24 protein-coding genes and 2 tRNA genes are annotated in these 24,054 nt (G+C 70.5%); 8 read left to right on the top strand and 18 right to left on the bottom strand.

Going from position 1 to position 24,054, the window contains the following annotated elements; translation table 11 throughout:
• Positions 1-34: 34 nt before the first annotated feature.
• From V2J63_RS02915 to V2J63_RS02900, 4 genes are read right to left on the bottom strand one after another with little or no spacing between them, the layout of a single operon-like run.
• Positions 35-661, bottom strand: a complete 627-nt coding sequence (locus tag V2J63_RS02915; RefSeq protein ID WP_331229471.1) for an anthranilate synthase component II — start codon at positions 659-661, stop codon at positions 35-37.
• Positions 651-821: a hypothetical protein gene (locus V2J63_RS02910; protein WP_331229470.1), complete on the bottom strand. Its 171-nt coding sequence runs from the start codon at positions 819-821 to the stop codon at positions 651-653. Before V2J63_RS02910 ends, V2J63_RS02915 begins: the two co-directional genes overlap by 11 nt.
• The gene (locus tag V2J63_RS02905; RefSeq protein ID WP_331229469.1) at positions 821-1,630 is read right to left on the bottom strand and encodes a class E sortase; all 810 of its coding nucleotides are present in this window, start codon (positions 1,628-1,630) and stop codon (positions 821-823) included. The genes V2J63_RS02910 and V2J63_RS02905 overlap by 1 nt, the downstream gene beginning before the upstream one ends.
• Positions 1,630-2,466, bottom strand: a complete 837-nt coding sequence (locus V2J63_RS02900; RefSeq protein ID WP_331229468.1) for a DUF881 domain-containing protein — start codon at positions 2,464-2,466, stop codon at positions 1,630-1,632. The genes V2J63_RS02905 and V2J63_RS02900 overlap by 1 nt, the downstream gene beginning before the upstream one ends.
• Positions 2,467-2,630: 164 nt before the next feature.
• On the opposite strand from V2J63_RS02900, the gene V2J63_RS02895 reads away from it, so the two are divergent.
• A complete protein-coding gene (locus tag V2J63_RS02895; protein WP_331229467.1) occupies positions 2,631-2,876 on the top strand; it encodes a cell division protein CrgA in 246 nt (81 codons plus the stop codon).
• A gap of 320 nt (positions 2,877-3,196) precedes the next feature.
• On the opposite strand, the gene V2J63_RS02890 is transcribed toward V2J63_RS02895, so the two are convergent.
• Both V2J63_RS02890 and V2J63_RS02885 read right to left on the bottom strand, forming a co-directional pair.
• On the bottom strand, positions 3,197-4,048 hold the full coding sequence (locus tag V2J63_RS02890; RefSeq protein WP_331229466.1) for a rhomboid family intramembrane serine protease: 852 nt from the start codon (positions 4,046-4,048) through the stop codon (positions 3,197-3,199).
• A 12-nt stretch (positions 4,049-4,060) separates the two neighbouring features.
• A complete protein-coding gene (locus V2J63_RS02885) occupies positions 4,061-4,582 on the bottom strand; it encodes a peptidylprolyl isomerase (protein WP_331229465.1) in 522 nt (173 codons plus the stop codon).
• A 173-nt stretch (positions 4,583-4,755) separates the two neighbouring features.
• Here V2J63_RS02885 and V2J63_RS02880 point away from each other — a divergent pair, with 173 nt between their 5' ends.
• Positions 4,756-5,439: a hypothetical protein gene (locus V2J63_RS02880; protein WP_331229464.1), complete on the top strand. Its 684-nt coding sequence runs from the start codon at positions 4,756-4,758 to the stop codon at positions 5,437-5,439.
• A gap of 148 nt (positions 5,440-5,587) precedes the next feature.
• Here the strand turns inward: V2J63_RS02880 and V2J63_RS02875 are convergent, their stop codons facing one another.
• The 12 genes from V2J63_RS02875 to dnaA all read right to left on the bottom strand — a co-directional run bounded on the left by V2J63_RS02875 (position 5,588) and on the right by dnaA (position 19,162).
• Positions 5,588-6,712, bottom strand: a complete 1,125-nt coding sequence (locus V2J63_RS02875; RefSeq protein WP_331229463.1) for a fatty acid desaturase family protein — start codon at positions 6,710-6,712, stop codon at positions 5,588-5,590.
• Between the two features lie 121 nt (positions 6,713-6,833).
• A tRNA-Ala gene (locus V2J63_RS02870) sits at positions 6,834-6,909 on the bottom strand.
• A gap of 38 nt (positions 6,910-6,947) precedes the next feature.
• Positions 6,948-7,118, bottom strand: coding sequence for a DLW-39 family protein (locus V2J63_RS15745; protein WP_434056270.1), 171 nt, complete (start codon positions 7,116-7,118; stop codon positions 6,948-6,950).
• 29 nt (positions 7,119-7,147) lie between these two features.
• A tRNA-Ile gene (locus V2J63_RS02860) sits at positions 7,148-7,221 on the bottom strand.
• Positions 7,222-7,310: 89 nt separating this feature from the next.
• Positions 7,311-8,162: a DUF3566 domain-containing protein gene (locus tag V2J63_RS02855; protein WP_331229462.1), complete on the bottom strand. Its 852-nt coding sequence runs from the start codon at positions 8,160-8,162 to the stop codon at positions 7,311-7,313.
• Positions 8,159-10,801, bottom strand: coding sequence for a DNA gyrase subunit A (gene gyrA, locus V2J63_RS02850; RefSeq protein WP_331229676.1), 2,643 nt, complete (start codon positions 10,799-10,801; stop codon positions 8,159-8,161). The genes V2J63_RS02855 and gyrA overlap by 4 nt, the downstream gene beginning before the upstream one ends.
• A 57-nt stretch (positions 10,802-10,858) precedes the next feature.
• Positions 10,859-12,895, bottom strand: coding sequence for a DNA topoisomerase (ATP-hydrolyzing) subunit B (gene gyrB / locus V2J63_RS02845; protein ID WP_331229461.1), 2,037 nt, complete (start codon positions 12,893-12,895; stop codon positions 10,859-10,861).
• A 277-nt stretch (positions 12,896-13,172) separates the two neighbouring features.
• On the bottom strand, positions 13,173-13,784 hold the full coding sequence (locus V2J63_RS02840; RefSeq protein WP_491062208.1) for a DciA family protein: 612 nt from the start codon (positions 13,782-13,784) through the stop codon (positions 13,173-13,175).
• Complete coding sequence (recF, locus tag V2J63_RS02835) at positions 13,777-14,973, bottom strand: DNA replication/repair protein RecF (protein WP_331229460.1); 1,197 nt, start codon at positions 14,971-14,973, stop codon at positions 13,777-13,779. The genes V2J63_RS02840 and recF overlap by 8 nt, the downstream gene beginning before the upstream one ends.
• A gap of 18 nt (positions 14,974-14,991) precedes the next feature.
• Complete coding sequence (gene gnd, locus V2J63_RS02830) at positions 14,992-15,888, bottom strand: phosphogluconate dehydrogenase (NAD(+)-dependent, decarboxylating) (protein ID WP_331229459.1); 897 nt, start codon at positions 15,886-15,888, stop codon at positions 14,992-14,994.
• Between the two features lie 61 nt (positions 15,889-15,949).
• Entirely contained in the window at positions 15,950-17,080 is a 1,131-nt protein-coding gene (dnaN, locus tag V2J63_RS02825) for a DNA polymerase III subunit beta (protein ID WP_331229458.1), read from the bottom strand.
• Positions 17,081-17,725: 645 nt separating this feature from the next.
• On the bottom strand, positions 17,726-19,162 hold the full coding sequence (gene dnaA, locus V2J63_RS02820) for a chromosomal replication initiator protein DnaA (protein WP_331229457.1): 1,437 nt from the start codon (positions 19,160-19,162) through the stop codon (positions 17,726-17,728).
• A gap of 335 nt (positions 19,163-19,497) precedes the next feature.
• On the opposite strand from dnaA, the gene rpmH reads away from it, so the two are divergent.
• From rpmH to rsmG, 6 genes are all read left to right on the top strand, one after another.
• Complete coding sequence (gene rpmH / locus V2J63_RS02815; protein ID WP_231065466.1) at positions 19,498-19,635, top strand: 50S ribosomal protein L34; 138 nt, start codon at positions 19,498-19,500, stop codon at positions 19,633-19,635.
• 5 nt (positions 19,636-19,640) lie between these two features.
• Entirely contained in the window at positions 19,641-20,015 is a 375-nt protein-coding gene (rnpA, locus tag V2J63_RS02810; RefSeq protein WP_331229456.1) for a ribonuclease P protein component, read from the top strand.
• Positions 20,012-20,341, top strand: coding sequence for a membrane protein insertion efficiency factor YidD (gene yidD / locus V2J63_RS02805; RefSeq protein WP_331229455.1), 330 nt, complete (start codon positions 20,012-20,014; stop codon positions 20,339-20,341). The genes rnpA and yidD overlap by 4 nt, the downstream gene beginning before the upstream one ends.
• 12 nt (positions 20,342-20,353) lie before the next feature.
• Positions 20,354-21,529 carry a membrane protein insertase YidC gene (yidC, locus tag V2J63_RS02800; RefSeq protein WP_331229454.1) on the top strand — a complete coding sequence of 392 codons (1,176 nt, stop codon included), beginning with the start codon at positions 20,354-20,356 and terminating at the stop codon, positions 21,527-21,529.
• A 75-nt stretch (positions 21,530-21,604) separates the two neighbouring features.
• Positions 21,605-22,141, top strand: a complete 537-nt coding sequence (locus V2J63_RS02795) for a Jag family protein (protein ID WP_434056268.1) — start codon at positions 21,605-21,607, stop codon at positions 22,139-22,141.
• 35 nt (positions 22,142-22,176) lie between these two features.
• Positions 22,177-22,839: a 16S rRNA (guanine(527)-N(7))-methyltransferase RsmG gene (gene rsmG, locus V2J63_RS02790; protein ID WP_331229453.1), complete on the top strand. Its 663-nt coding sequence runs from the start codon at positions 22,177-22,179 to the stop codon at positions 22,837-22,839.
• Positions 22,840-24,054: the final 1,215 nt, after the last annotated feature.

Here is a 24,054-nt window from a genome sequence, read left to right as displayed (position 1 = left end):
GGCCACCACGCGGTGCCCTCCGCCGAACGCTGACCTAGGCGCGGACGAGCGGGGCCATGCCCTCGCTGCGGGCCGGGGCACCGCCGTCGCCCGTGAGCGCGAGCCAGTTGGCGAACAGCCGGTGGCCGTGCTCGCTCAGCACCGCCTCGGGGTGGAACTGGACGCCGTGGAGCGGGAGCGAGCGGTGCGCGAGCCCCATGACGATCCCTGAGGCCGTCGCGGCGGTCACCTCGAGCTCGTCGGGCACGCTCTCGGTCACGACGGCGAGTGAGTGGTAGCGCGTCGCGGTGAAGGGCGTGGGCAGGCTCGCGAACACGCCGCTCCCGTCGTGCTCGACGAGGGACGTCTTGCCGTGCATGAGCTCGGGGGCGTGCGTGACGACCGCTCCGAACACCTCACCGAGCGCCTGGTGCCCGAGGCACACGCCGAGCATGGGCCGGCCGTCGCTCGCGCAGCGCTCGATGAGCTCCATGCTGGCGCCCGCTTCCTTCGGCGTCCCCGGCCCGGGGGAGATGAGCACGCCGTCGAAGGCGCTCGTGTCGGCCGGCACGTCGTCGTTGCGCACGACGGTCGTGCGGGCACCGAGCTGCTGGAGGTACCCGACGATCGTCCACACGAAGCTGTCGTAGTTGTCGACGACGAGGATCGAGCTACCGCTCACCGGTCTCCTCGAGGGTCATCTCGTTGAACGGCATGTACGGCGCGATCTCCGGGAAGAGCCACGTGAAGCAGACGTAGACGACGCCCACGATGAGGGCGAGCGCGAGCATCGCGCGGAACCACACCGGTCCGGGAAGCACTCGCCAGACGAGTCCGTACATCAGGCACCCTCCTCGAGGAGCTCGGCGGGCATGCCGCTGCCCTTGTCGACCCAGTGGTCGAAGACGCCGTACGTGATCCAGCGCTCGGCCGCGGAGAACAGGGGGTGGCACGTCGTCAGCGTGATCATCCGCTCCGTAGGCACGACGCCCGGCTCGTTCGGCACGGGCGCGATGACCTCGATCTGGCTCGGGTCGACGATCTCGTGGCTCGTCACCGTGTAGACGAGGTAGGCGTCGTTCGTCTCGACGATGAGCGAGTCGCCCTCGACGATCTGCTCGATCTCCTTGTACGGCGCCCCGTAGGACTGGCGGTGGGCCGCCGTCGCGAAGTTGCCGATCTCGCCGGGCAGCTGGGTGTCGGGGTAGTGCCCGATGTAGCCGCGGTTGAGCACGTCGGCGAGGCCGACGCCGTTGGCGATGGTGTACGGGCCGTAGCCGGAACCGAGCCGCGGGATGTGGAGCTTGCCCATGACCTCGCCCGTGCCGACGGCGTCGGGGATGGGCGGGGCGTCCGTGCGCTCCTCGCCCGGCGACGTCGGGGCCTTGACGTAGCTCTCCGAGCCCTGCCACTCCTCCGCGACCTCAGCCTGGTAGCCCTGCGCCTCGACGTCCGTCCACCACAGCTGCCAGACGACGAAGAGGCCGAGGAGGACGCCCACGGTGATCATGAGCTCGCCGAGGACGCCGACGAGCGTGGAGAAGAACCCGCGACGCGGGCGCTCCTGGCGGGCCCGCCGCGGCGGGTCGGCGTACGGTCCGCCGCCGTCGTACGGCGTCCCGGCTGCCGTGCTCATCTCGGTCGTCGCCATCAAGGCTCCCCTGCGTCGTTACCGGCGTCGGCACCAGCGTAAGCCACCGGCACCGTCGCGTACTCCAGACGCAGGCTGCCCTCGTACGCGGGCATCTCGATGCTCGCGCGCTCCGTCACGGACCACCCGAGGTTGACCGCCTCGACGTACTGGAGGTAGATCTCGACGCCGGGCGAGTCCATGAGGGCGTTCTCGAGCGCATCCGGGTCCCCGATCGCGGCGACGCGGTACGGCGGGGAGTAGTGCCGGCCGTGGAGGAGCAGGACGTTTCCGACGCAACGCACGGACGACGTCGAGACGATGCGCTGGCCCTGGATCGTCATGGCCTCGGCACCACCGGCCCACAGGGCGTTGATGACTGCCTCGAGGTCTTGCTGGTGGACGACGAGGTCGTCGACGTGCAGCCCGCGCTCCTGGAAGTCCGGCGGCGGCGGGGCGTCCCACATCTCGACGACCAGCCCGGGGCCCGTCACGGCGTTGCGCCCGGACGCGTGGGAGGTGAGCTCACCGGCGATGACGTCGCTCGGCACCGCTGGCGGCTGGGCGTCGACGACGTCACGCACGCGGGTGCGAAGCGCCGCCACCTCCGCCTCGACCTCCTCGAGCCGCTCGGTCTCGGCGCGTGCGAGCTGGACGAGGTTCTCGGGGTGGCGGTCGTCGTCGGCGGCGAAGAGCGACGCGTTCGTCGCGAGGAGCAGCCCCGCCATCCCGCACACGGCCGCCACCCCGACGCTGGCGCGGCGTGCAGGAGCGCGCACTGGACGGTCGTCGACCGCCGGGCCCACCTCTGCGCCTCTCGGCGCGGCGAGCCCGCGCTTGTCCTCCGGTTCCGACACCCGCGCCTCCTTGCAGTCACCACGAGCAACACCGCGCGAGGGATTTGGCTTCCCGCCTACTACGCTAGGTCATCAGTGCGTCAGCCGGTCGACGGTTCCGGCGCGCGACCCATTCGCCGAACAGGTACCGCCAGCTGCGCGGGAGACCCGAAGGAGAGCTGACCGTGCCGGAGTCCAAGCGTCGCAAGAAGGCCGAGTACACCCCGCCGCCCGCACCCGCGGAGCCGAAGGCGAGCCCCCGCTGGTGGGTACCCACCGCCGTCACCCTCATGATCATCGGCATCCTCTGGGTCGTGACGACGTACATCGTCCAGGCCGCGGGACCGATCCCGGACATCGGCCAGTGGAACCTGGCCGTCGGGTTCGTCGTCCTCATGGCCGGGTTCCTCATGTGCCTGCGCTGGCGCTGACGCACCTCTGCACTGACGCCGCCCCTCGCGCGGTGCACGACGGTCGGGGAGCACCGCTGCTCCCCGACCGTCAGCGCCGTGGCCGACCGGGCGACGACGCTCGACCCCGGCTGCCGTGCAACCGTCCCCAGCTGTGCACCCACCTGTGGAGAACTACATCGGTGTAGTCCCCGCTCAGGGGTCTCCCTGTGGAGGGCAGCACGGTCGTTCTCCACAGAAGTGCACAACCCTGTGGAGAACTACACCCGTGTCATTCGCTCGGTGCGCGACCCACCGCGGTCCGGCCAGCGGGACTCCGCGCGACGGACGGGCGCGGCGGCTCAGAGGCCGCCGTAGCTCGTCACGGCGAGCACGACGAGCAGCACGGCAACCGCGGCGCTTCCCGCGACGCCCGCCCATCCGCGGTGCTTCTTCGGGGCGTAGAGGTAGACGGCGACGAGCGCGGCGCCGGTGACGAGACCACCGAGGTGCGCCTGCCAGGCGATGTTGAAGCCCGGGAGGAAGCCGATGACAGCGTTGATGGCGAGGAGCACGACGATCTGGGTGGCGTCCCGCCCGTAGCGCCGGAGCGCGAGGCCGATCGCGGCGAAGAGGCCGAACACGGCCCCGGACGCGCCGACGACGGGGGTGTACCAGGAGTCGTCGGCGGGGCTTGCGAGCAGCAGCACCCCCACCGAGCCTCCGACGGCGCTGAGCACGTAGAGGGTGAGGTAGCGCCAGCGGCCGAGCATCGGCTCGAGGACGCTGCCGATGATCCACAGCGCGTACATGTTGACGGCCAGGTGGAGGAAGCCCGAGTGGAGGAACGCCGCCGTGAGGAACCGGTAGGGCTCGGCGTCACCGAGCAGCGGGACGAAGGCGAGCCGTGAGCGCAGCTCGGGAACGACACGGAGCACGACGAAGGCGAGCACCGACAGACCGATGAGCCCCATCGTCAGGACCGGTCGCCGTCCCCGGTCGCGGCCCCCGAGGGTCGTCCGCCGCACCGGGAGGGCGGCGTTCGCCTCCGCGACGCAGTCGACGCACTGGACGCCGACGGCGGCCGCACGCTGGCAGGCCGGGCACGTGGGGCGGCCGCAGCGCTGGCAGCGGACGTAGGAGACGGTGTCCGGGTGGCGGGGGCAGACCGGCGCCGTCCCCGCGCCGGCCCCCCCGTGGTCGAGCTGGCTCACAGTCCCGCCGTGTCAGGCCGTGACGGTGATGGAGCGGATCGTCACGTCCTCGACCGGGCGGTCGTTCGCGCCGGTCCGCGTGGTGCCGATCGTGTCGACGACGGCCCGGCTCGCGGCGTCGGTGACCCGGCCGAAGATCGTGTGCTTGCCCTGCAGCCACGGGGTCGCGGCAGTGGTGATGAAGAACTGGGAGCCGTTGGTCCCGCGGCCGCCGACCTTGCCGGCGTTGGCCATGGCGAGGATGTAGGGCTCGGTGAAGCCGAGCTCGGGGTGGATCTCGTCGTCGAACGTGTAGCCGGGGCCCCCCGTGCCGGTGCCGAGCGGGTCGCCGCCCTGGATCATGAAGTTGGGGATGACGCGGTGGAAGATGACGCCGTCGTAGAGGGGCGTCGTCTTCTCCTCACCCGTCTTCGGGTCCTTCCAGGCGCGCTCGCCCGTGGCGAGGCCCGTGAAGTTCTCAACGGTCTTGGGGGCGTGGTGGGGGAGCAGCTCGACGACGATGTCGCCGGCGGACGTGTGCAGTGTGGCTTCCATGCCCCGATCTTTTCACGGCTCGTCGTGGTCCGCCCCGCCGGACCACCGCCGGTCCTGCCCACGAGGCGGACGGCGGGCGAGCCTCCGGGGACAATGCAGGGCCAGGCATGGTGCGCTTGTCGCCAGCCGGTGGGACGATGGACCGCCAGACCAGACCGACAGAGGGAGAGCAGATGTCGCGCAAGAGCAAGATCACCGAGATCGAGGCCGACAAGTACCGCCGTCAGGCGATCGAGCTCAGCCACGCCCTCAGCGAGCAGGCCGGTAAGGCTGGCGCGACCGCCGCGGCCCTCGCCGACCAGGGCAAGCTGTGGGCCTCGAGCGTCGCGGCGCCGAAGCTGGACCGCGCCTGGCGCGACAGCGTCAAGGCGACCGCTCCGCGTGTGGAGGCCGTGGCCGAGAGGGCACGCCCGGCTGTCGACCACGCCCGGGACATCCTCGTCGACGACTACATCCCGCGTCTCCAGAAGGCCATGCAGGACGCCGCTCGCGCCGCGTCCGGCGAGGACTCCCTGGGCGGGAAGGCGTCGAAGGCCGGGAAGGCCGCCCAGAAGGCGCTGAGCAAGCCGCCGAGCTCGCACTCGACCGCCAAGACCGTCGGCTGGATCCTCGTCGGGACCGCCGCAGCCGGCACCGGCTACCTCCTCTGGCGCCGCACCCAGCCCGTCGACGACCCGTGGGCGGAGGAGTACTGGGACGACACGACCGTCACCACGCCCGTGCCTGCCGCGGACGAGGCCGCTGAGCCTGACGTCGTCACGCCGGTCGCTTCCGACGCGCTCGACGCCGAGCTGGCGGTCGACGCGGCGGCCGCTGACGCCGGTGAGACGATCGACGAGAGCCGCACGGACAAGTAGAGCGGCCAGCCAGCACAACAGGCGATGCCCCGGTCACCTCCACGAGGTGACCGGGGCGTCGTCGTCCCACGCGCACGTGCGCGCCCCTGGAGACGCAGGAGGGCCCCGGGACCGACCAGCCAGCCGGTCCCGGGGCCCTCTCTGCGCGTCAGGCCCGCGTCTGCGACGCCAGCGGGCACGCCCACACGTCGAGCCCGCCGCGGCCGACGCGGTTGATGTACGTGGACACCGCCTTGTACGACTGCCCGATCGACGTCTCGGTGTACTTCACGCCCAGCTGGTCGCAGTACTCGCGCACGATGGGCGCCACCTTGCGCAGGTTGGGCCGCGCCATCGACGGGAAGAGGTGGTGCTCGACCTGGAAGTTGAGCCCGCCCATGAACGTGTCGACCCAGCGGCCGCCCGTGACGTTGCGGCTCATGAGCACCTGGCGGCTGAGGAAGTCGACCTTGACCGTCGCCGGCACGATCGGCATCCCGATGTGGTTGGGCGCGAACGACAGGCCCATGTAGAGGCCGAACACCGCGAGCTGGATGCCGATGAAGGCTGCCGCCTTGCCCGGGGACAGGACGATGAAGACGAGGGCGACGAAACTGATGAGGCGCACCATGATGAAGGTGAGCTCCACCCAGCGGCGCTTGACCGGGCCAGGGGTGACGACGCGCTTGACACCCTGGATGTGCAGGTTGAGGCCCTCGAGGAGGAGGAGCGGGAAGAAGAAGTAGCCCTGCTTCGTCGCGAGCCACCGCGTGAGGGGTGTCTTGCGCTCCTCGACAGCCTCGGGGGTGAACGCGAGCACGCCGGGCGCGATGTCCGGGTCGACGCCGAGCTTGTTGGGGGCGGCGTGGTGCTTGTTGTGCTTGCCGTTCCACCACCCGTGGCCCATGCCGGCGAAGAGGTTGATGACGATGAGGGATACCCACTCGTTCCACTTCCCGGAGACGAAGATCTGCCGGTGGGCGGCGTCGTGCCCGAGGAAGGCGATCTGCGTCATGAGGAGCGCGAGGGCGACGGCGGTGACCATCTGCCACCACGTGTCGCCGACGACGACGAACGCGACAGCGAGGCCGAGCCCGAGGACCGTGAGCCCGATGAGCTTGGACCAGTAGTAGCCGTAGGCCCGACGCATGAGGCCGGCCTGCTGGACGAGCTTCGTCAGGGCGGTGAAGTCACTCACCTGACGTTCGCGCACGGAGCCCCGGGGGGTGCCGTCGGCGCGCGTCGTGCTCGGTGAGGGGGTGGGGGGTGAGGGTCTGTCGATGGTGTGGCTCATGGGCCGCCGCCTGTAAGTCGAGGGGCGCGACCGCAGGGCCGCACTGTCGTCCAGGTTCGGACGTCTTCCTCAGTGTGACAGACGCAACGGCGTCTGGCGCTCCGGGTGTCGGACGTCTCAGTGGTGGAGCCAGCGGGACTCGAACCCGCAACCCCCTGCTTGCAAAGCAGGTGCGCTACCAATTGCGCCATGGCCCCCGGGGCCGCGTCACCGGACGCGGCCGGTCCTGCGTGCGCTAGGCGCCGCTCGGCTCCTGCGGTGCGTCGCTACGGGCGGCGAAGGAGTTCTCCCCGAAGCTGTCGGTGACCTCGGCCCACAGGTCCCGCTCCTCGCGGTCCTGCTGCACCTTGGTCCATACCGCGTAGCCCGCCAGTGCGGCCGCCGCGAGCATCAGAGCCTTCTTCATCGTCACTCCCGCGTCTCGCCTCGCTCGGGTGGGCCTAACAGGACTCGAACCTGTGACCTCTTCCTTATCAGGGAAGCGCTCTAACCGTCTGAGCTATAGGCCCGTCACGCTGATCGGGACTGCTCCCGGCGGCGCCGATGAAGACTACCTCAGCGCGGCGCGACCGCCCAAACCGGCGGCCGCACCGCACTCTCAGTCGTCCGTGAGGGTGAGGTGGAGGCCGCCGACGAGCGCGGCCACGATGTTGTAGAGGAAGGCGCCCAGGGTGGCGAGCGCCGTGAGCAGGAGGACGTCGACGACGGCGACGATGGCCGCCATCGAGATGACCCGGTCGAACTGGGCGTACTCCATGAGGTTGAGGAAGCTCTCGGAGCCGAGGGAGTCGAGCAGCCCCTGGATGTCCGCGAACACGTGCATCGTGTCGAGCACGTACCACATGGCCGCCGTCGCGACGACGATCCCGATGCCGACCGCGATCGAGAGGAGGAAAGCAAGCTTCATGACCGACCACGGGTCGATGCGGGCGAGCGAGAGACGTACCTGGCGCGGCCCGGCCGGCCGGCCTGCGCCGTCGGGGCGCGCGGCGCCGGGCTGCGTCGGCTGGGCGGGCGCCGGCCTCGGCTCCGTGCGCTCAGCGCGGGCCGCCCCACCGGCGGCGGCAGCGCCGGCTGCCGTCGCGGCTGGCGCGCTGCGGGCCTGCTCACGTGGTGCGGGCGCGGGCCCGTCCGTCGCACCCATGCGCGCCGTCGACGCCGGCCCGGACGTGCTCGTGCGGCTCGCGGCGGTCTCCGCGGGGGCCGCCTTGGCGCTGGCGAACCGCTCCGCGAGGCTCGTGCGCATCGCTGCGCGGTCGGCACCCGTCGGCGAGGCCGCCGTCGGGCCACCCGCCTTCGAGCTGCCGGCCGGCCGGCCGCCGTCCGCCGGACCGGTACGGTCCGCGGGGGTCTCGCCCGTGCGCTGCCCGTCAGGGCGCGCCGGCGTCTCCTCGGGGCTCACGCCCCCGCCCGCGTCCCGCGGACCCTGCCCCGGGGTGGTGCTGCTCATGCGTCTCCTCCGTCTTCGGCGAGGCCCTCATCGGTGCGGGTGGCGCCCCCGGCGCCGTCGGCACCGCCGTCGGCCTGAGCCGCCGGCTCGTCGCCGCCCTCCGCGTCATCCGGGGAGGACGCTACGCCATCGACCACGGCGAGGGCGGTCTCGACGTTGCGGGCGACCGCGATGATCCGGTCGCCCTTGTCCGGCTTGGCGAAGGTCACGCCCTGGGTGTTGCGCCCGGTCAGGTTGACCTCGTCGACGGCGGAACGCACGATCTTGCCGCGTTCCATGATGACGAGCACCTCGTCGTCGGGCGCCGTGAGGAGGGCGCCGACGAGGTCGCCGCGCGCCTCGACGAGGTTGGCGACCTTGATGCCGAGCCCGCCGCGGCCCTGGACGCGGTACTCGGTGACGGCCGTCCGCTTGGCGTAGCCGCCCTCGGTGACGACGAAGAGCGCGCCGTCGGAGGAGGAGGGGCGCACGACGTCCATGGCGAGGAGCTCGTCAGTGTCGCGGAACTTCATCCCCGTCACGCCCGACGTCGCCCGTCCGAGCGGGCGCAGCGAGTCGTCGGAGGCGGTGAATCGGATCGACTGGCCCTTGCGCGATACGAGCAGGAGGTCGTCGTCGGAGTTCGCCAGGCCGGCGCCGACCAGCTCGTCGGGCTCGCCCTCCGCGTCGGTACGCAGGTTGATGGCGATGAGGCCACCGGTGCGCGGGGAGTTGTATTCCTGCAGGCGCGTCTTCTTGACGAGACCGCGCTTCGTCGCGAGGACGAGGTAGTCGGACTGGTCGTAGTCCCGCAGCGCGAGGACCTGGGCGATGCGCTCGCCCGGCTGGAACGCGAGGAGGTTCGCCACGTGCTGCCCCTTGGCGTCCCGCCCGCCCTCGGGCAGCTCGTAGCCCTTCGTGCGGTAGACGCGACCGGTGTTCGTGAAGAACAGCAGCCAGTGGTGGGTCGTGGTGACGAAGAAGTGGTCGACGATGTCGTCCTCGCGCAGCTGGGTGCCGCGCACGCCCTTGCCGCCGCGGCGCTGGGACCGGTACGCGTCGGACCGGGTGCGCTTGGCGTAGCCCCCGCGCGTGATCGTGACGACGACGTCCTCCTCCGGGATGAGGTCCTCGACGGACATGTCGCCGTCGAAGGGGACGATGGTCGTGCGTCGCTCGTCGCCGAACTTGTCGACGATGACGGCGAGCTCGGCCGAGACGATGTTCCGCTGGCGCACCGGCGAGGCGAGGATCTCCTTGTAGTCGAGGATCTCCGCCTGGATCTTGTCGTGCTCGTCGATGATCTTCTGGCGCTCGAGGGCGGCGAGGCGGCGCAGCTGCATGGCGAGGATGGCGTCGGCCTGGACGGTGTCGATCTCGAGGAGGTCCTGCAGGCCCGTGCGCGCGGCGTCGACGGTGTCGGAGCGGCGGATGAGGGCGATGACCTCGTCGAGGGCGTCGAGGGCCTTGAGGAGACCGCGCAGGATGTGGATGCGCTCCTCCGCCCGGCGCAGGAGGAACCGGGTACGCCGCACGATGACGTCGATCTGGTGGTTGACCCAGTGGCGCACGAACCCGTCGAGGCTGAGGGTGCGCGGCACACCGTCGACGAGCGCGAGCATGTTCGCCGGGAAGTTGTCCTGCATCTGCGTGTGCTTGTACAGGTTGTTGAGCACGACCTTGGCGACGGCGTCACGCTTGAGGACGATGACGAGGCGCTGGCCCGCGCGGCCCGAGGACTCGTCGCGCATGTCCGCGATGCCCTGGATCTTGCCGTCGTGGACGTAGTCGGCGATCTTCTTGACGAGGTTGTCCGGGTTGACCTGGTAGGGCAGCTCGGTCACGACGAGGCACTGCCGGCCCTGGATCTCCTCGACGTTGACGACCGCGCGCTGGGTGATCGACCCGCGCCCGGTGCGGTACGCGTCCTCGATGCCGCGGCGGCCGAGGATCGTCGCGCCCGTGGGGAAGTCGGGGCCCTTGATGCGCAGCATGAGCTCGCCGAGGAGCTCCTCGCGGGTGGCCTCCGGGTGCTCGAGCAGCCACTGGACGCCGTCGGCCACCTCACGGAGGTTGTGCGGCGGGATCCGCGTGGCCATGCCGACGGCGATGCCCTCGGAACCGTTGACGAGGAGGTTGGGGAACCGCGCCGGCAGGACGAGCGGCTCCTGGTTCTTGCCGTCGTAGTTGTCCCCGAAGTCGACCGTCTCGTGGTCGATGTCGCGGACCATCTCCATGGCCAGCGGCGCCATCTTGCACTCGGTGTACCGCGGGGCGGCCGCCCCGAGGTTGCCGGCGGAACCGAAGTTGCCCTGGCCCGCCACGAGCGGGTAGCGCATCGACCACGGCTGGACGAGCCGCACGAGGGCGTCGTAGATCGAGGTGTCACCGTGGGGGTGGTACTGCCCCATGACCTCGCCGACCACGCGCGAGCACTTGTTGAAGGAGCCGTCCGGGCGGTAGCCGCCGTCGAACATCGCGTAGAGGACGCGGCGGTGCACCGGCTTGAGGCCGTCGCGGACGTCCGGCAGCGCGCGCCCGACGATGACGCTCATGGCGTAGTCGAGGTAGGAGCGCTGCATCTCCAGCTGTAGGTCGACCTGCTCGACGCGGTCGTGCTCGACCACGGTCTCGCCACCCTCGAGGGGTCCGTCAGAAATGGGGGGCTGGGTCACTGTCGTCCTTCGTCGTCGTCAGGGGTGGGCCGAGGCGCCGGGCTAGATGTCGAGGAAGCGCACGTCGTGGGCGTTGCGCTGGATGAAGCTGCGCCGCGACTCGACGTCCTCGCCCATGAGCACCGAGAAGATCTCGTCGGCCGCGGCGGCCTCGCCGATCGTCACCTGGCGCAGCGTGCGGGACGCCGGGTTCATCGTCGTGTCCCACAGCTCCTGGTCGTTCATCTCGCCGAGGCCCTTGTAGCGCTGGATGCCGCTGTCCTTGGGGAGCCGCTTGCCCGAACGCGCGCCCTCGGCGAGCAGCGCGTCCTTCTCCCGGTCCGTGTAGACGTAGTCGTGCGGGGCGTTCGTCCACTTGATCCGGTAGAGCGGCGGCTGCGCGAGGTAGACGTGCCCACCCTCGATGAGCGGGCGCATGTAACGGAAGAGGAGCGTCAGCAGCAGCGTCGAAATGTGCTGGCCGTCGACGTCGGCGTCCGCCATGAGGACGATCTTGTAGTAGCGCAGCTTCGCGACGTCGAAGTCCTCGCCGATGCCCGTGCCGAAGGCGGTGATGAGCGCCTGGATCTCGGCGTTGCCGAGCGCCCGGTCGAGGCGCGCCTTCTCGACGTTGAGGATCTTCCCGCGCAGCGGCAGGATCGCCTGGTGCTCGGGGTCGCGGCCCTGGACGGCGGAGCCGCCGGCCGAGTCGCCCTCGACGATGAAGATCTCCGACTTGGTCGCGTCCCGGCTCGAGCAGTCCTTGAGCTTGCCGGGCATCGACGCCGACTCCAGGGCCCCCTTGCGGCGGGTCGCCTCGCGGGCCTTACGGGCTGCCATGCGCGCCGCAGCAGCCTGCTGAGCCTTGCGGATGATGTCCTTCGCCTCACCCGGGTGGGCGTCGAGCCAGTCACCGAGGTGGCTGTAGACGACCTGCTGGACGTACGTGCGGGCCTCGGTGTTCCCGAGCTTCGTCTTCGTCTGGCCCTCGAACTGGGGCTCGCCGAGCTTGATGGACAGGACCGCCGTCAGGCCCTCACGGATGTCGTCACCCGTGAGGTTGTCGTCCTTGTCCTTGAGCAGGCCCTTGTCCTTGGCGTACCGGTTGATGAGCGAGGTGAGCGCCGCGCGGAAGCCCTCCTCGTGCGTGCCGCCCTCGGAGGTGTTGATCGTGTTCGCGTACGTGTGGACGGCCTCGGAGTAACCGTTCGTCCACTGGAGCGCGACCTCGAGGGAGATCCGGCGCTCGGTGTCCTCGGACTCGATGTAGATGATCTCCGGGTTGACGAGCTCGACCCGCTTGGCGGAGTTGAGGTGGGCGACGTAGTCGCGCAGCCCGCCGGCGTAGAGGTAGGAGACCTCGCGGTGACCCGACTGCGCGTCGTCGGCGGGGCCGGCGTCGTCGCCCGTGACCTCGTCGCCGGAGTCCGTGACGCCCGCGCGCTCGTCGACGAGGGTGAGGCGCAGACCCTTGTTGAGGAAGGCCATCTGCTGGAACCGGCCGCGCAGCGTCTCGAAGTTGAACTCGGTCGTCTCGAACGTCTCGTCGCTCGCCCAGAAGGTGACCGTCGTGCCGGTCTCGTCCGTGGTTCCGGCCTCGGCCAGCGGGGCGGTGGGGACGCCGTGGGCGTAGCCCTGCCGGTAGATCGTGCCGTCGCGCTTGACCTCGACGTGGAGGCGCTCGGACAGCGCGTTGACGACGGAGACGCCGACGCCGTGGAGGCCACCGGAGACCGCGTAGCCGCCGCCGCCGAACTTGCCGCCGGCGTGGAGGACGGTGAGGACCACCTCGACGGCCGGCTTGCCCTCCGAGGCGACGATGTCGACCGGGATGCCACGGCCGTCGTCGGTGACGCGGACGCCGCCGTCGGCGAGGAGGGTCACCTGGATGTGCGAGCAGTACCCCGCGAGGGCCTCGTCGACGGAGTTGTCGACAACCTCGTAGACGAGGTGGTGGAGACCGCGCTCACCGGTCGAGCCGATGTACATGCCCGGACGCTTGCGGACCGCCTCGAGCCCCTCGAGGACCGTGATGTTGCTGGCGTCGTAGCCGGGGTGGTCGGAGTCGGGGGTGGCTGGGGTCGGGGACTGGTCGGCCACTGTTGGGGGCTCTCCTCATAGCTCGTCGCGACGCAGCGCCACACAGCCACCAGGTCGGGAGCTGTGACGCAGGCGCGCCGCTGAGGCCCGGGCTCACCGGCGAGCCGGTGCCGCTCGGGCGGGTCGATCGATTCTACTGTGCCGGAGCGGGTCGTGACGAATATCCACATGGTTGTCCACATGCGTGCCGCCGGGTCGACGCTGCAGTCGTGTCATTCGTTGGTCAACCAGCGCCGCGCGTCGTGCCGGGTCACCTCCCGCGCCGCCGGGCGCCGGCTCAGCCGTAGGTGTCGCGCGGTCCGCGGCCCGGCACCGAGCGGTGCCCGCGCCGCCAGCTCGGGCCCCCTGGTCCCTGGACGACGACCTTCTCCACCGTGCCCTCTCCGACCTCCTCGGCGAGCCGGCGCTCGAGCTGCGGGAGGAGGAGCCGCACCTGCGTCGCCCACGCCGTCGAGTCCGCCCGCACGACGAGCTCGCCGCCGGTGAAGGTCTCCACGGTGCAGTGGTCGGCGACGTCGTCGCCGACGATCTCCCGCCAGCGTCCGACGACGCCGCCCACGCTCACCGGCGCGGTCCAACCGCGCTCGGCGAGGAGCTTGTCGACGAGCGGGCCGAGCGGCTGCGGGTCCCGCCGCGAGGGGCCCGCGCCGCTGATCGGGTCGCCCAGCCCGGGACCGAGCCGCCCGCTGCGCCGGCCGCTCCCCGGGGCCGCGCGGCGCAGGCCCTTGGCTGCTGCGACGCTCCGCGCCCGCTCGAGAGCGTCACGCGCCGCGTCGTCGGGCGAGGAATCGGCCTCGCGGGGCGCAGCGCCGTCCACGCGCCGGGGGTCCGCGCGCTCCGCGTCGGTGCGCCGGGGGTCCGTCCGCTCCGCGTCCGCTGCCTCAGCCACGGGTGACCTCCCCGGCGTGGACGGTGAACCGGGCGCCGGCGAGCACCTCGGGCACGTCGTCGGGCACCGCCGCCGTGATGAGGACCTGCTGGGCCCCGGCGACCATGCCCGCCAGGCGCTCGCGCCGCCGCACGTCGAGCTCGGCGAAGACGTCGTCGAGGATGAGGATGGGCTCGCCGTCGGGGCCCCACTCCGACCCCGCGTCCGCGCGCAGCACCTCGTAGGACGCGAGCCGCAGCGCGAGCGCGAAGGACCAGGACTCGCCGTGGCTCGCGTAGCCCTTGGCCGGGAGCTGCCCGAGGGTGAGGCCGAGGTCGTCGCGGTGGGGGCCGACGAGGTTGACCCCGCGGTCGATCTCCTTGCTGCGCGCGGCTCCCATCGCCGCGACGAGCCGCTCGCGCACGCTCGGCACGTCGAGCAGGCCCTCCTCCGCCGCGCCCGCCTCGTCCCCGGCGTCGTCGGGCACGCCCTCGGCCACGAGGAGCGAGCTGCGGTAGTCGAGGACCGCCTCACCCTGCCCGGCGCTCACCTCCTCGTAGGCCCGCGCGACGAACGGCCGCAGCGTGCGCACGAGGGCGACCCGCGCGGCCACGATCTGTGCGCCCGCTGCGGCGAGGTGGCCGTCCCACACGTCGAGCGTGCCGAGCTCGGAGGAGGCAGCGGCGCCGCGGCGACGTGCGGCGCCGGCGCTCTTGAGCAGGGCGCCGCGCTGGCGCAGGACCTTCTCGTACTCGGCGCGCACCCCCGCCAGGCGCGGCGTGAGCAGGACGAGGAGGTCGTCGAGGAAGCGCCGGCGGTGCGCGGGGTCACCCTTGACGAGCTCGAGGTCCTCCGGTGCGAAGAGGACGGTACGGACGACCCCGAGGACGTCCCGTGCCCGCGTGGCGGGAGACCGGTTGAGGCGCGCGCGGTTGGCACGCCCGGCGATGATCTCGAGCTCGACGAGGCTGGGGCGCTCGCCGTGCATGACCTTGGCGCGCACGACGGCGCCGTCCGCCCCGTGCCGCACGAGCGCGACGTCAGCGGCCACACGGTGGCTGGAGAACGTCGAGAGGTAGGCGAGGCCCTCGACGATGTTCGTCTTTCCCTGGCCGTTGTTGCCGACGAAGGCGGTGACCCCCGGATCCAGGGCGAGGACGAGCTCGCGGTAGGAACGGAAGTCGTTGAGGGCGAGGTCGGAGACGTACATCAGCCGCCCACCGGGCCCTCAGTCCTCGAGGATGGGGCGGACGGTGTGCCCACCGAACTCCTGCCGCAGGGCCGCCACCGCCTTCATCGCCGGGGAGTACTCCTGGCGCGAGGCGAAGCGGGCGAAGAGCGCGGCGGAGAGCGTCGGCGCCGGGACGGCGTTGTCGATCGCCTCCTCGAGCGTCCAGCGTCCCTCGCCGGAGTCCGCCGTGTAGTCCGAGATGGACTCGAGCGCCGGGTCCTCCTCGAGGGCGTCGACGAGCAGCTCGAGCAGCCAGGAGCGCACGACCGTCCCGCGCTGCCAGGCGCGGAAGACCGCCGTCGTGTCCGGGACGAGGTCGGTCCGGGAGGCGATGATCTCGTAGCCCTCGGCGTAAGCCTGCATCTGGCCGTACTCGATGCCGTTGTGGACCATCTTGACGAAGTGCCCGGCGCCGACGGGACCCGCGTGGACGAAGCCCTCCTCACGAGGGCCCTCGGGGCGGAGCGCGTCGAAGATCGGCATGACGCGGGCCACGGCCTCGTCCGAGCCGCCGACCATGAGGCCGTAGCCGTTGTCGCGCCCCCAGATGCCGCCGGAGACGCCGGCGTCCACGTAGTCGATGCCGCGCTCGGCGAGCATCGCGGCGTTGGTCGCGTCGGCCTTGTAGTAGGAGTTCCCGCCGTCGATGACGAGGTCCCCGGGGCTGAGGACCTCGGCGAGCTCCCGGAGGACGCTCAGCGTCGGGTCTCCGGCGGGGACCATGACCCACACGACCCGGCCCTCGGCCGGGAGCGCCTCGGCGAGCGCCGCGAGCGACGGGACCTCCGAGACGGCGGGGTTCGCGTCGTATCCGGTGACCTCGTGCCCGGCCGCCTCGATCCGGGAGCGCATGTTTCCGCCCATCCGCCCGAGACCGATCATCCCGATGTGCATCGTCTTCCCCTCGTTCGCGTCGTCGCCCGCGCCGCGGGCTCGCAGCGCGGTGGCCGGGCGCTCAGCCGGCGAAGCGGATCGGCATGAGCAGGTAGCGGAAGGACGGGACGTCCTCGCCCTCCAGGGACTCCTGCCCGCTCATGACCGCCGGCTTGCTCGGGTGCGTGAACGACATCCGGACGAAGTCCGTCGTCAGCGCACCCAGCCCGTCGAGCAGGTACTGCGGGTTGAAGGCCGTGGTGATGGACTCCCCGACGAGGCTCGCTTCGAGCACCTCCGTGGCCTGAGCATCCTCACCCTGGCCCGCCTCGAGCACAACCTGGCCCTCCGCGAAGGTGAGCCGGATCGGCGTGTTGCGCTCGGCCACGAGGGCGACGCGCCGGGCGGCCTCGACGAGCGCGGCGGTGCTGACGACGGCGTGGGACGTCGTCTGCTCCGGGAAGAGGCGGCGGACGGGCGGGTAGTCGCCGTCGACGAGGAGCGAGGTGGTGCGCCGGCCCCCGGCCTCGAAGCCGATGAGCGAGGACGGGGCCTCGGTGGAGAGTGCGACGTCGACGCTGCCGGCGCTCGTGAGGGACTTGGCCACGTCAGAGAGGGTGCGTGCCCGCACGAGTGCGACGGCCGACATCGACGGGGACGTCGGCGCCCACGTCAGCTCGCGCATGGCGAGCCGGTACCGGTCGGTCGCGAGGAGCGTCAGCTTCTCGCCCTCGATCTCGACTCGCACGCCGGTGAGGAGCGGGAGCGTCTCGTCCCGGCTGGCGGCGATGCTCACCTGCGCGACCGCCTCCGTGAGGGTGCCTGCCTCGATGGACCCGGACGTCTCCGGCATCCCCGGCAGCGCGGGGTAGTCCTCGACGGGCATCGTGTGGAGCGTGAAGCGGCTCGCGCCGCACGTGAGGACGACCTTCGAGCCGTCGACGTCGAGGTCCACGGGCTTCGAGGGGAGCGACTTGCAGATGTCGGCGAGGAGCTTGCCCAGGACGAGGGCGACGCCCGCCTCCTCCACCTCGGCCGCGACCTGCGAACGCGCTGAGACCTCGTAGTCGAAGCTGGAGAGCGTCAGGGTGCCGTCCCGGTCGGCCTCGAGCCGCACGCCCGCGAGGACGGGGACGGGTGGCCGGGCGGGCAGGGACCGTGCGGTCCAGGTGACAGCCTCAGCGAGGACGTCGCGATCGACCCTGAGCTTCACGATGGATGACCTTCTCTCGACAGTGCGGCGGAGGGGGTACTCAGCGCACGGGAAACCTTACGGCAGTCCTCCCACCCAGATGCAGGGTCCGGCCGGCGGGCTCAGCACGGTCCGGCCCAGCAGTGGTGGTTGTTCACAGACATTTCTCTATAAGGGGTTCGTAGTCGTAGTAGCGCCTGTGGATTCGGTGGACGGGCAGCGTCGTCGCAGGTCCGCATGAGTGGCGGGATGTGCAGGACGGATGGGTCGCACCTGGGGACAACTTGTGCCGGCCGTGGATGTGTCATTCAGTCCCATGCTCTGTCCACCGGTGGTTGATGGTCTGTCCACCGATCGTTCACCTTCGTCCACCGCTATCCACAGGCGTGTCCACACCTGTGAATCCGCTATAGCGCGGCATCGATGTCGTTCGCAAGGCCTCGTCGTTCGTGGCGCGGTCATGACCAAGCGCTGGCGCGACAGGGCAACGCCTGGCGCGGACGGACGCCGCTCCGGCGCGGGACGGAGTAGGGCGCGGGAGGTGTACGGGCGGAGCTGTCCGGGCCGAGGAGGGAGGCGTGCCGAGGAGGCGAGCAGCTCCCGTACCTGACGACGGATCCGAGGCACGCGAGGAGCGGCGCGCCAGGCGCGGACCGCGCCTGGGGATCAGCCGTTGCGGGCCTTCTGCTTGATCCGGTTCGTCAGCTCGGTCACCTGGTTGAAGGTCGAGCGCTTCTCCGCCATCTGCTCGCGGATCTTGCGGTTCGCGTGCATGACGGTGGTGTGGTCGCGCCCGCCGAAGAGCTGCCCGATCTTCGGCAGCGACAGCTCGGTGAGCTCGCGGCACAGGTACATGGCGATCTGCCGGGCGTTGACGAGGACGCGGGAGCGGTCGGCGCTGCACAGGGCGTCGATCGAGATCGAGAAGTAGTCCGCCGTCTGGCCCATGATGAGCGCCGGCGTGATGTCCTCGCTCTCGGAGTCCGTGATGAGGTCCTTGAGGACCATCTCGGCGAGGGAGAGCTCCACCGGCTGGCGGTTGAGGTTGGCGAACGCGGTGACGCGGATGAGTGCCCCCTCCAGCTCGCGGATGTTCGTCGAGATGCGCGAGGCGATGTACTCGAGCACGTCGGCGCCGGCCTGGAGGTTCTCGTTCCCGGCCTTCTTGCGCAGGATCGCGATCCTCGTCTCGAGGTCCGGCGGCTGGACGTCGGTGAGCAGGCCCCACTCGAAGCGGGACCGCATACGGTCCTCGAAACCGTTGAGGTGCTTGGGCGGGAGGTCGGAGGTGATGACCACCTGCTTCTCGGCGTTGTGCAGGGTGTTGAAGGTGTGGAAGAACTCCTCCATCGTCTGCTCCTTGCCCTGGAGGAACTGGATGTCGTCGATGAGGAGGACGTCCACCTCCCGGTACCGGCGCTGGAAGGCCTCGGCCTTGTCGTCACGGATGGAGTTGATGAAGTCGTTCGTGAACTCTTCCGAGTTGATGTAGCGCACCCGGACGCCCGGGTAGAGGTTGCGGGCGTAGTGGCCGATGGCGTGGAGGAGGTGGGTCTTGCCCAGGCCGGACCCGCCGTAGATGAAGAGTGGGTTGTAGGCCTTTGCCGGCGCCTCGGCCACCGCCGTCGCCGCCGCATGGGCGAACCGGTTGGACGAGCCGGTGACGAAGGTCTCGAAGGTGTACTTCGGGTTGAGCCGCGCAGCCTCGGTCGCGTTGTCGTTGGCTGACCGACCCCGCTCCGCCGACGTGCGCTGGCGGGGCTCGCGACGCTCCTCGGGCTCGTCGACGTCCTCGTCGGCACGCGAGCTGCCGCCGTCGGGTGCGGGTGAGAGGTCCTCGAGCGTGGGGTCGACGGTGACCGCGAAGCGGACCGGGGAGCCGGACGCCGCGGTGAGCGCGTCGGTCAGCGCGGTGCGGGCGCGGGTCTCGAGGAAGTCCTTGGCGAAGTCGCTCGGCACTGCGAGGAGCAGGGTGCCGTCGACGGCACCGAGTGGGCGCGTCAGCCGGATGAACGCGAGCTGCGCGCCGCCGATCTCGCCGCTGCTCGTGAGGAGCTCGACAGCACGTGCCCAGGTCTCACCGATGTCTTTGCTCTCGGGCACAGAAGTTCCTCTCGAAGGGCCGTCGACTCGTCCGAGTGTGGCACTCTCGCCCCGAATCCACACAGTTATCCACAGTCTGTGAGGAACCACACGGGCGATCCCACGACGCACGGGCGGCGGCTGCGCGGTAACGTGCCCGGCGGTGTGCCGCGGCTCTCGGGGCGGCACGCGCGAATTGACCCTGCGGGCGCCCTCACGTACCGTTGACAGGCCGTGTCGGCAGCTCTACCACCGTGCCCTCATACCGGGTACCGCGAGATCCTCCGACGCATGCACGCACTGCCCGCTCGTGGCGGTGCCTCTTGTCAGATCCACCGACGTTTTGGAGTAATGCCGTGAGCAAGCGGACCTTCCAGCCGAACAACCGGCGCCGTGCCAAGGTGCACGGCTTCCGCCTGCGCATGCGGACGCGCGCCGGCCGCTCCATCCTCGCCGCGCGTCGCCGCAAGGGCCGCAGCGAGCTCTCTGCCTGAGAGTCGTGCTGCCGCCCCAGCACCGGTTGCGTCGCTCAGAGGACTTCAGCGGCGCGGTGCGGGGCGGCGCCCGTAGCGGGTCCCGCCGGCTCGTCGTGCACCTTGCTCCCGGTCCTTCCGGGAGCGCTGAGGTCGCCCGGGCCGGATTTGTCGTCTCCAAGGCCGTGGGCGGCGCTGTCCAGCGGAACCAGGTCAAGCGCAGGCTCCGCGGCGTCGTCGCCGCGCGGCTGGGCCACCTGCGCCAGGGTGACGTCATCGTCGTCCGCGCTCTGCCCGCAGCACTCGACGCAACGAGCGAGGACCTCGGGCGCGATCTCGACGAGGCACTGCGCGGCGCCCGCCGCCGGCTGGCGCGTGCGATCGGTGCGGAGCAGCGGTGAGCGGGGACGGGCGCCCACGCAACCCGCTCACGCTCGTGCTCCTCGCACTCGTGCGGGGTTACCAGCTCATCGTCTCGCCGTGGTTCCCGGCGAGCTGTAAGTACTACCCCTCCTGCTCGGCCTACGCCGTGACGGCGCTTCACCGGCACGGGCCGCTCCGCGGGGGGAGGCTCGCCCTGTGGCGGCTGCTGCGGTGCAACCCGTGGAGCGAGGGCGGGGTGGACCACGTGCCGGGCCACGACCCCGTGCAAGAGAACGTTGAGGGAGCACGTACCCTCGAGGCAGGTACCGGTGGGGCGCGAAATGTCGCGCCGAAAGACTCCTAGGAGAGCAGGCCCATGGGCTTTTTCGACACGATCCTGTCGCCGATCATGTGGGCGGTCGCATGGATCATGGTGGCGTTCCACCAGGCCCTGGATGTCATCGGCGTCGGCGGGAGCCTCTCCTGGATCCTGTCCATCGTCGGGCTCGTCGTCGTCATCCGGATCCTGCTCATCCCGCTCTTCTTCAAGCAGATCAAGGCCTCGCGTGGGATGCAGATGCTGCAGCCCGACATGAAGAAGCTGCAGAAGAAGTACAAGAACAAGACCGACCCTGCATCCCGCCAGGCGATGCAGGAAGAGATGATGGCCCTGTACAAGAAGCACGGGACCAATCCGTTCGCCTCGTGCCTGCCCATCTTGGCGCAGAGCCCGATCTTCTTCGCCCTGTTCAGGGTGCTGTACTCCCTGAGCGACATCGCATCGGGTGACCGTGCGGCCATCGGGCCCATGACGCAGCAGATCGCGGGAGAGATCGAGACCTCGACCCTCTTCGGAGCGTCGCTCTCATCCTGGTTCCTCCAGCCAGACGCCACGACGCAGGTTCGGATCGTCACGGTCATCCTCATCATCGCGATGTCCGTGACGACGTTCACGACGCAGCGCCAGCTGACGATGAAGAACATGCCCGCCTCGGCGCTCGACAACCCGATGGCGCGCCAGCAGAAGATGCTCATGTACATCCTTCCGCTGGTCTTCGCCTTCTCCGGCGTCAACTTCCCGATCGGTGTCCTGCTGTACTGGCTGACCACGAACCTCTGGTCGATGGGGCAGCAGTTCTACACGATCCGCAAGATGCCCGCCCCCGGATCCGAGGCTGAGGCGAAGCTCAACGAGCGCAAGGCGCGCAAGGCGGCCAAGAAGGGCATCGCGCCCGAGGTGGAGGAGCCCGAGGCGGTCCAGGAGATCCAGCGCGGGCAGCGCGTCCAGCCCAAGCGCAAGGACCGCAACAAGAAGCCGACCGTGGGCGGCCCCGCGACGGGATCCACCGCCATGGAGCCGAGCGAGGAGTCGCCGGACGAGGCGGAGTCCACGACGCCCGAGGAGGAGAGCGACCTGCCACCGACGACGGTGGGCCAGGACGGCCTCACACCCGAGCAGCGTGCGGCCAAGCGCCACGCCGAGCGGGCGGAGCGTCGTCGGGCGGAGCGCGCCCGGCAGGGCGGGAACCAGCCCAAGAAGAAGCGCAAGTAGCGCCCACCTGTGAGCCCCTTGGCCGGGGCACCGAGCCGTCCGCCGTCGGCGGGTCCTGACGAGAAGAGGATCAACGTGAGCGAGCAAGAGACCACCGTGGAGGAGCAGGTGCCGACGGGGGCATCGGCGACGATCAAGCGACTCGAGGAGGAGGGCGAGATCGCTGCCGACTACCTCGAGGAGCTCCTCGACATCGCCGACCTCGACGGCGACATCGACATCGCGATCGACCACGGCCGCGCGGCCGTGGAGATCGTCGCCGAGGAGACCGAGGGACGTTGGCTGCGCAAGCTCGTCGGCAAGGACGGAGAGGTTCTCGATGCTCTCCAGGAGCTGACGCGCCTCGCCGTGCAGACCCGGACCGGGGAGCGCAGCAGGCTCATGCTCGACATCGCCGGCCACCGTCAGCAGCGCAAGGCGGAGCTGACAGTCGTGGCGGAGAAGGCGGTGGCCGAGGTCAGGCGGTCGGGCGAGTCCGTGGCGCTCGACCCGATGAATCCCTTCGAGCGCAAGGTCGTCCACGACGTCGTGGCGGCCGCCGGCCTGGCGAGTGACTCCAAGGGCGTCGAGCCCGACCGGCACGTCGTCGTCCTGCCCAGCGACCCGGCTTGAGCCGGGACGCCGTAGAGGTGACGGGGCGATCGGGGGTGGCTGAGGAGGCGGCAGGGCCGGGCACGGCCGAGCCGGTCGAGGTACCGGGACCAGAGGTCCGCAACCTCTTCGGGCTCGCATGGGGCGGCGTCGTCCGCTTCGCGGAGATGCTCGAGGCGGAGGGTGAGCTGCGCGGGCTCATCGGGCCCCGCGAGGTGCCCCGCCTGTGGTCTCGCCACATCGTCAACTCGGCGGCCGTCGTGCCGTTCGTCCCGGAGCAGTGCTCTGTCGCGGATGTGGGATCCGGTGCCGGCTTCCCCGGCGTGGTGCTCGCCCTCATGCGGCCGGATTCCGAGGTCCACCTCGTCGAACCGATGGAGCGACGGGTCACGTGGCTGCTTGACGTCGTCGCCGAGCTCGACCTCGACAACGTCACCGTCCACCGTGTTCGTGCGGAGGAGCTGCACAAGCGCGCGCGCTTCGACGTGGTCAGTGCACGTGCCGTCGCCGCGATGGACAAGCTCGCCCGGTGGACCATGCCGCTCGTCGCGCCCGGGGGCGCGCTACTCGCTCTCAAGGGGGAACGTGCGGCGGAGGAGGTCGGCGAGGCGAAGTACGTTCTCAAGAAGCTTGGCGCAGTATCGGTGGACGTGCACGAGGTGGCGTCGCCCATGGGCGGCAGCGCGACGACTGTGGTCGAGGTCCGGAAGCGCGCCTAGGCGCGAGCGGTGCCTGTGGCGCCGCCTGACCGCGTCGACGGAACCGCAGTGCGAAAGACGGGCAGAATATATTGGTGCGGACGGATAAGTATCCAATGACGCGCTTGGCCGCGTGTCGGACGCCGCGGAAGTGACACACCCAACCTCCCATAGATGTATGCCTATGTACTGCAGTGTTAGGGAGGCGGCCGCCCGGCTCAGATCCACCGCGAAGCGACGACGATCGAGGTTTCGCCACAGCGTCGCATACCCGCTTCGTGGAGCGCGCTCGCCAGGGTCGCGACGTTTCACGTGGAACACCGCGAGCGAATTGGGGTCGACGAGAGACGACGGCGGCGTCGTCGCCCCGCGGAAGTGTCTCTCCAGGCCAGCACGAGATTCGGCACGGGTGCCTCGTGGAGCGAGGATTGGCGCGATCGGCAGGAGCGAGCTCGACGACGAAGGGCGGGGAACGATGCATCGTACGCGCGTTCGCCCGGACGCCAATCGACGCGACTTGTCGACGCTGCAGGAACGCTCCGAGCTGTGTAGTCCGCTTGATGCCGGGCGCGAGGCTGTCCATCGTAAAGGCGGTCAATGCGTGCGGATCGGAAACGTCGCCCGGTGCGGGCTCCAGGTCCGAGCGAGTCATACTTCCAGCATGACCGCATCGACGGCGCGACGATGGATCCCGATGGTCTGATGCGCGGAGTTCTACGTGGTCGGTCGGCTCTGCGCCACCGGCGCGTTACTAGGGGCTGCTAGTGCGCGTTCCGTTCGCACCGACCGCAACGTTTCACGTGGAACGAGGCCACGCCGCCGCGCCGGAGTTGGAACGCTCCTTGCGCCGTCGGACGTTACCCGGGCATTAACTGGGAATTTATAGAGCGTCATCCCATGGGTGACCGCGGCGCGTCTAGCATCCGGGTCCGCCTTAGCTCGCGCACCATGCCTGTTTCACGTGGAACATGCCGGTCGGCGGCAGATCCCTACTACGCCTGTTCCAGTCCAGCTTTGCCACTTGAGGCGGCACAGCCGTCCGCTAGCGCCTAGCCTCGCGGCTGGGATCTTTCGCAGCGCCTTCCCATGCTCGCGGCAGCGCGAGGCGCGTCCGCGATGCCGGCGCGGCCGGAGGCCTGCCGCTGTACCTCTCGGCGGGGCGCGTACAGGGCTGCGTCTACGGAGGGATGCTGGCGGATGCCCGGCATGCGATAGACGCTCTCACACTGCTCAGGC

Source organism: Georgenia wangjunii (assembly GCF_036421975.1).
Taxonomy (GTDB): domain Bacteria; phylum Actinomycetota; class Actinomycetes; order Actinomycetales; family Actinomycetaceae; genus Georgenia_A; species Georgenia_A wangjunii.
This window is presented reverse-complemented; position numbering and strand designations above follow the sequence as displayed.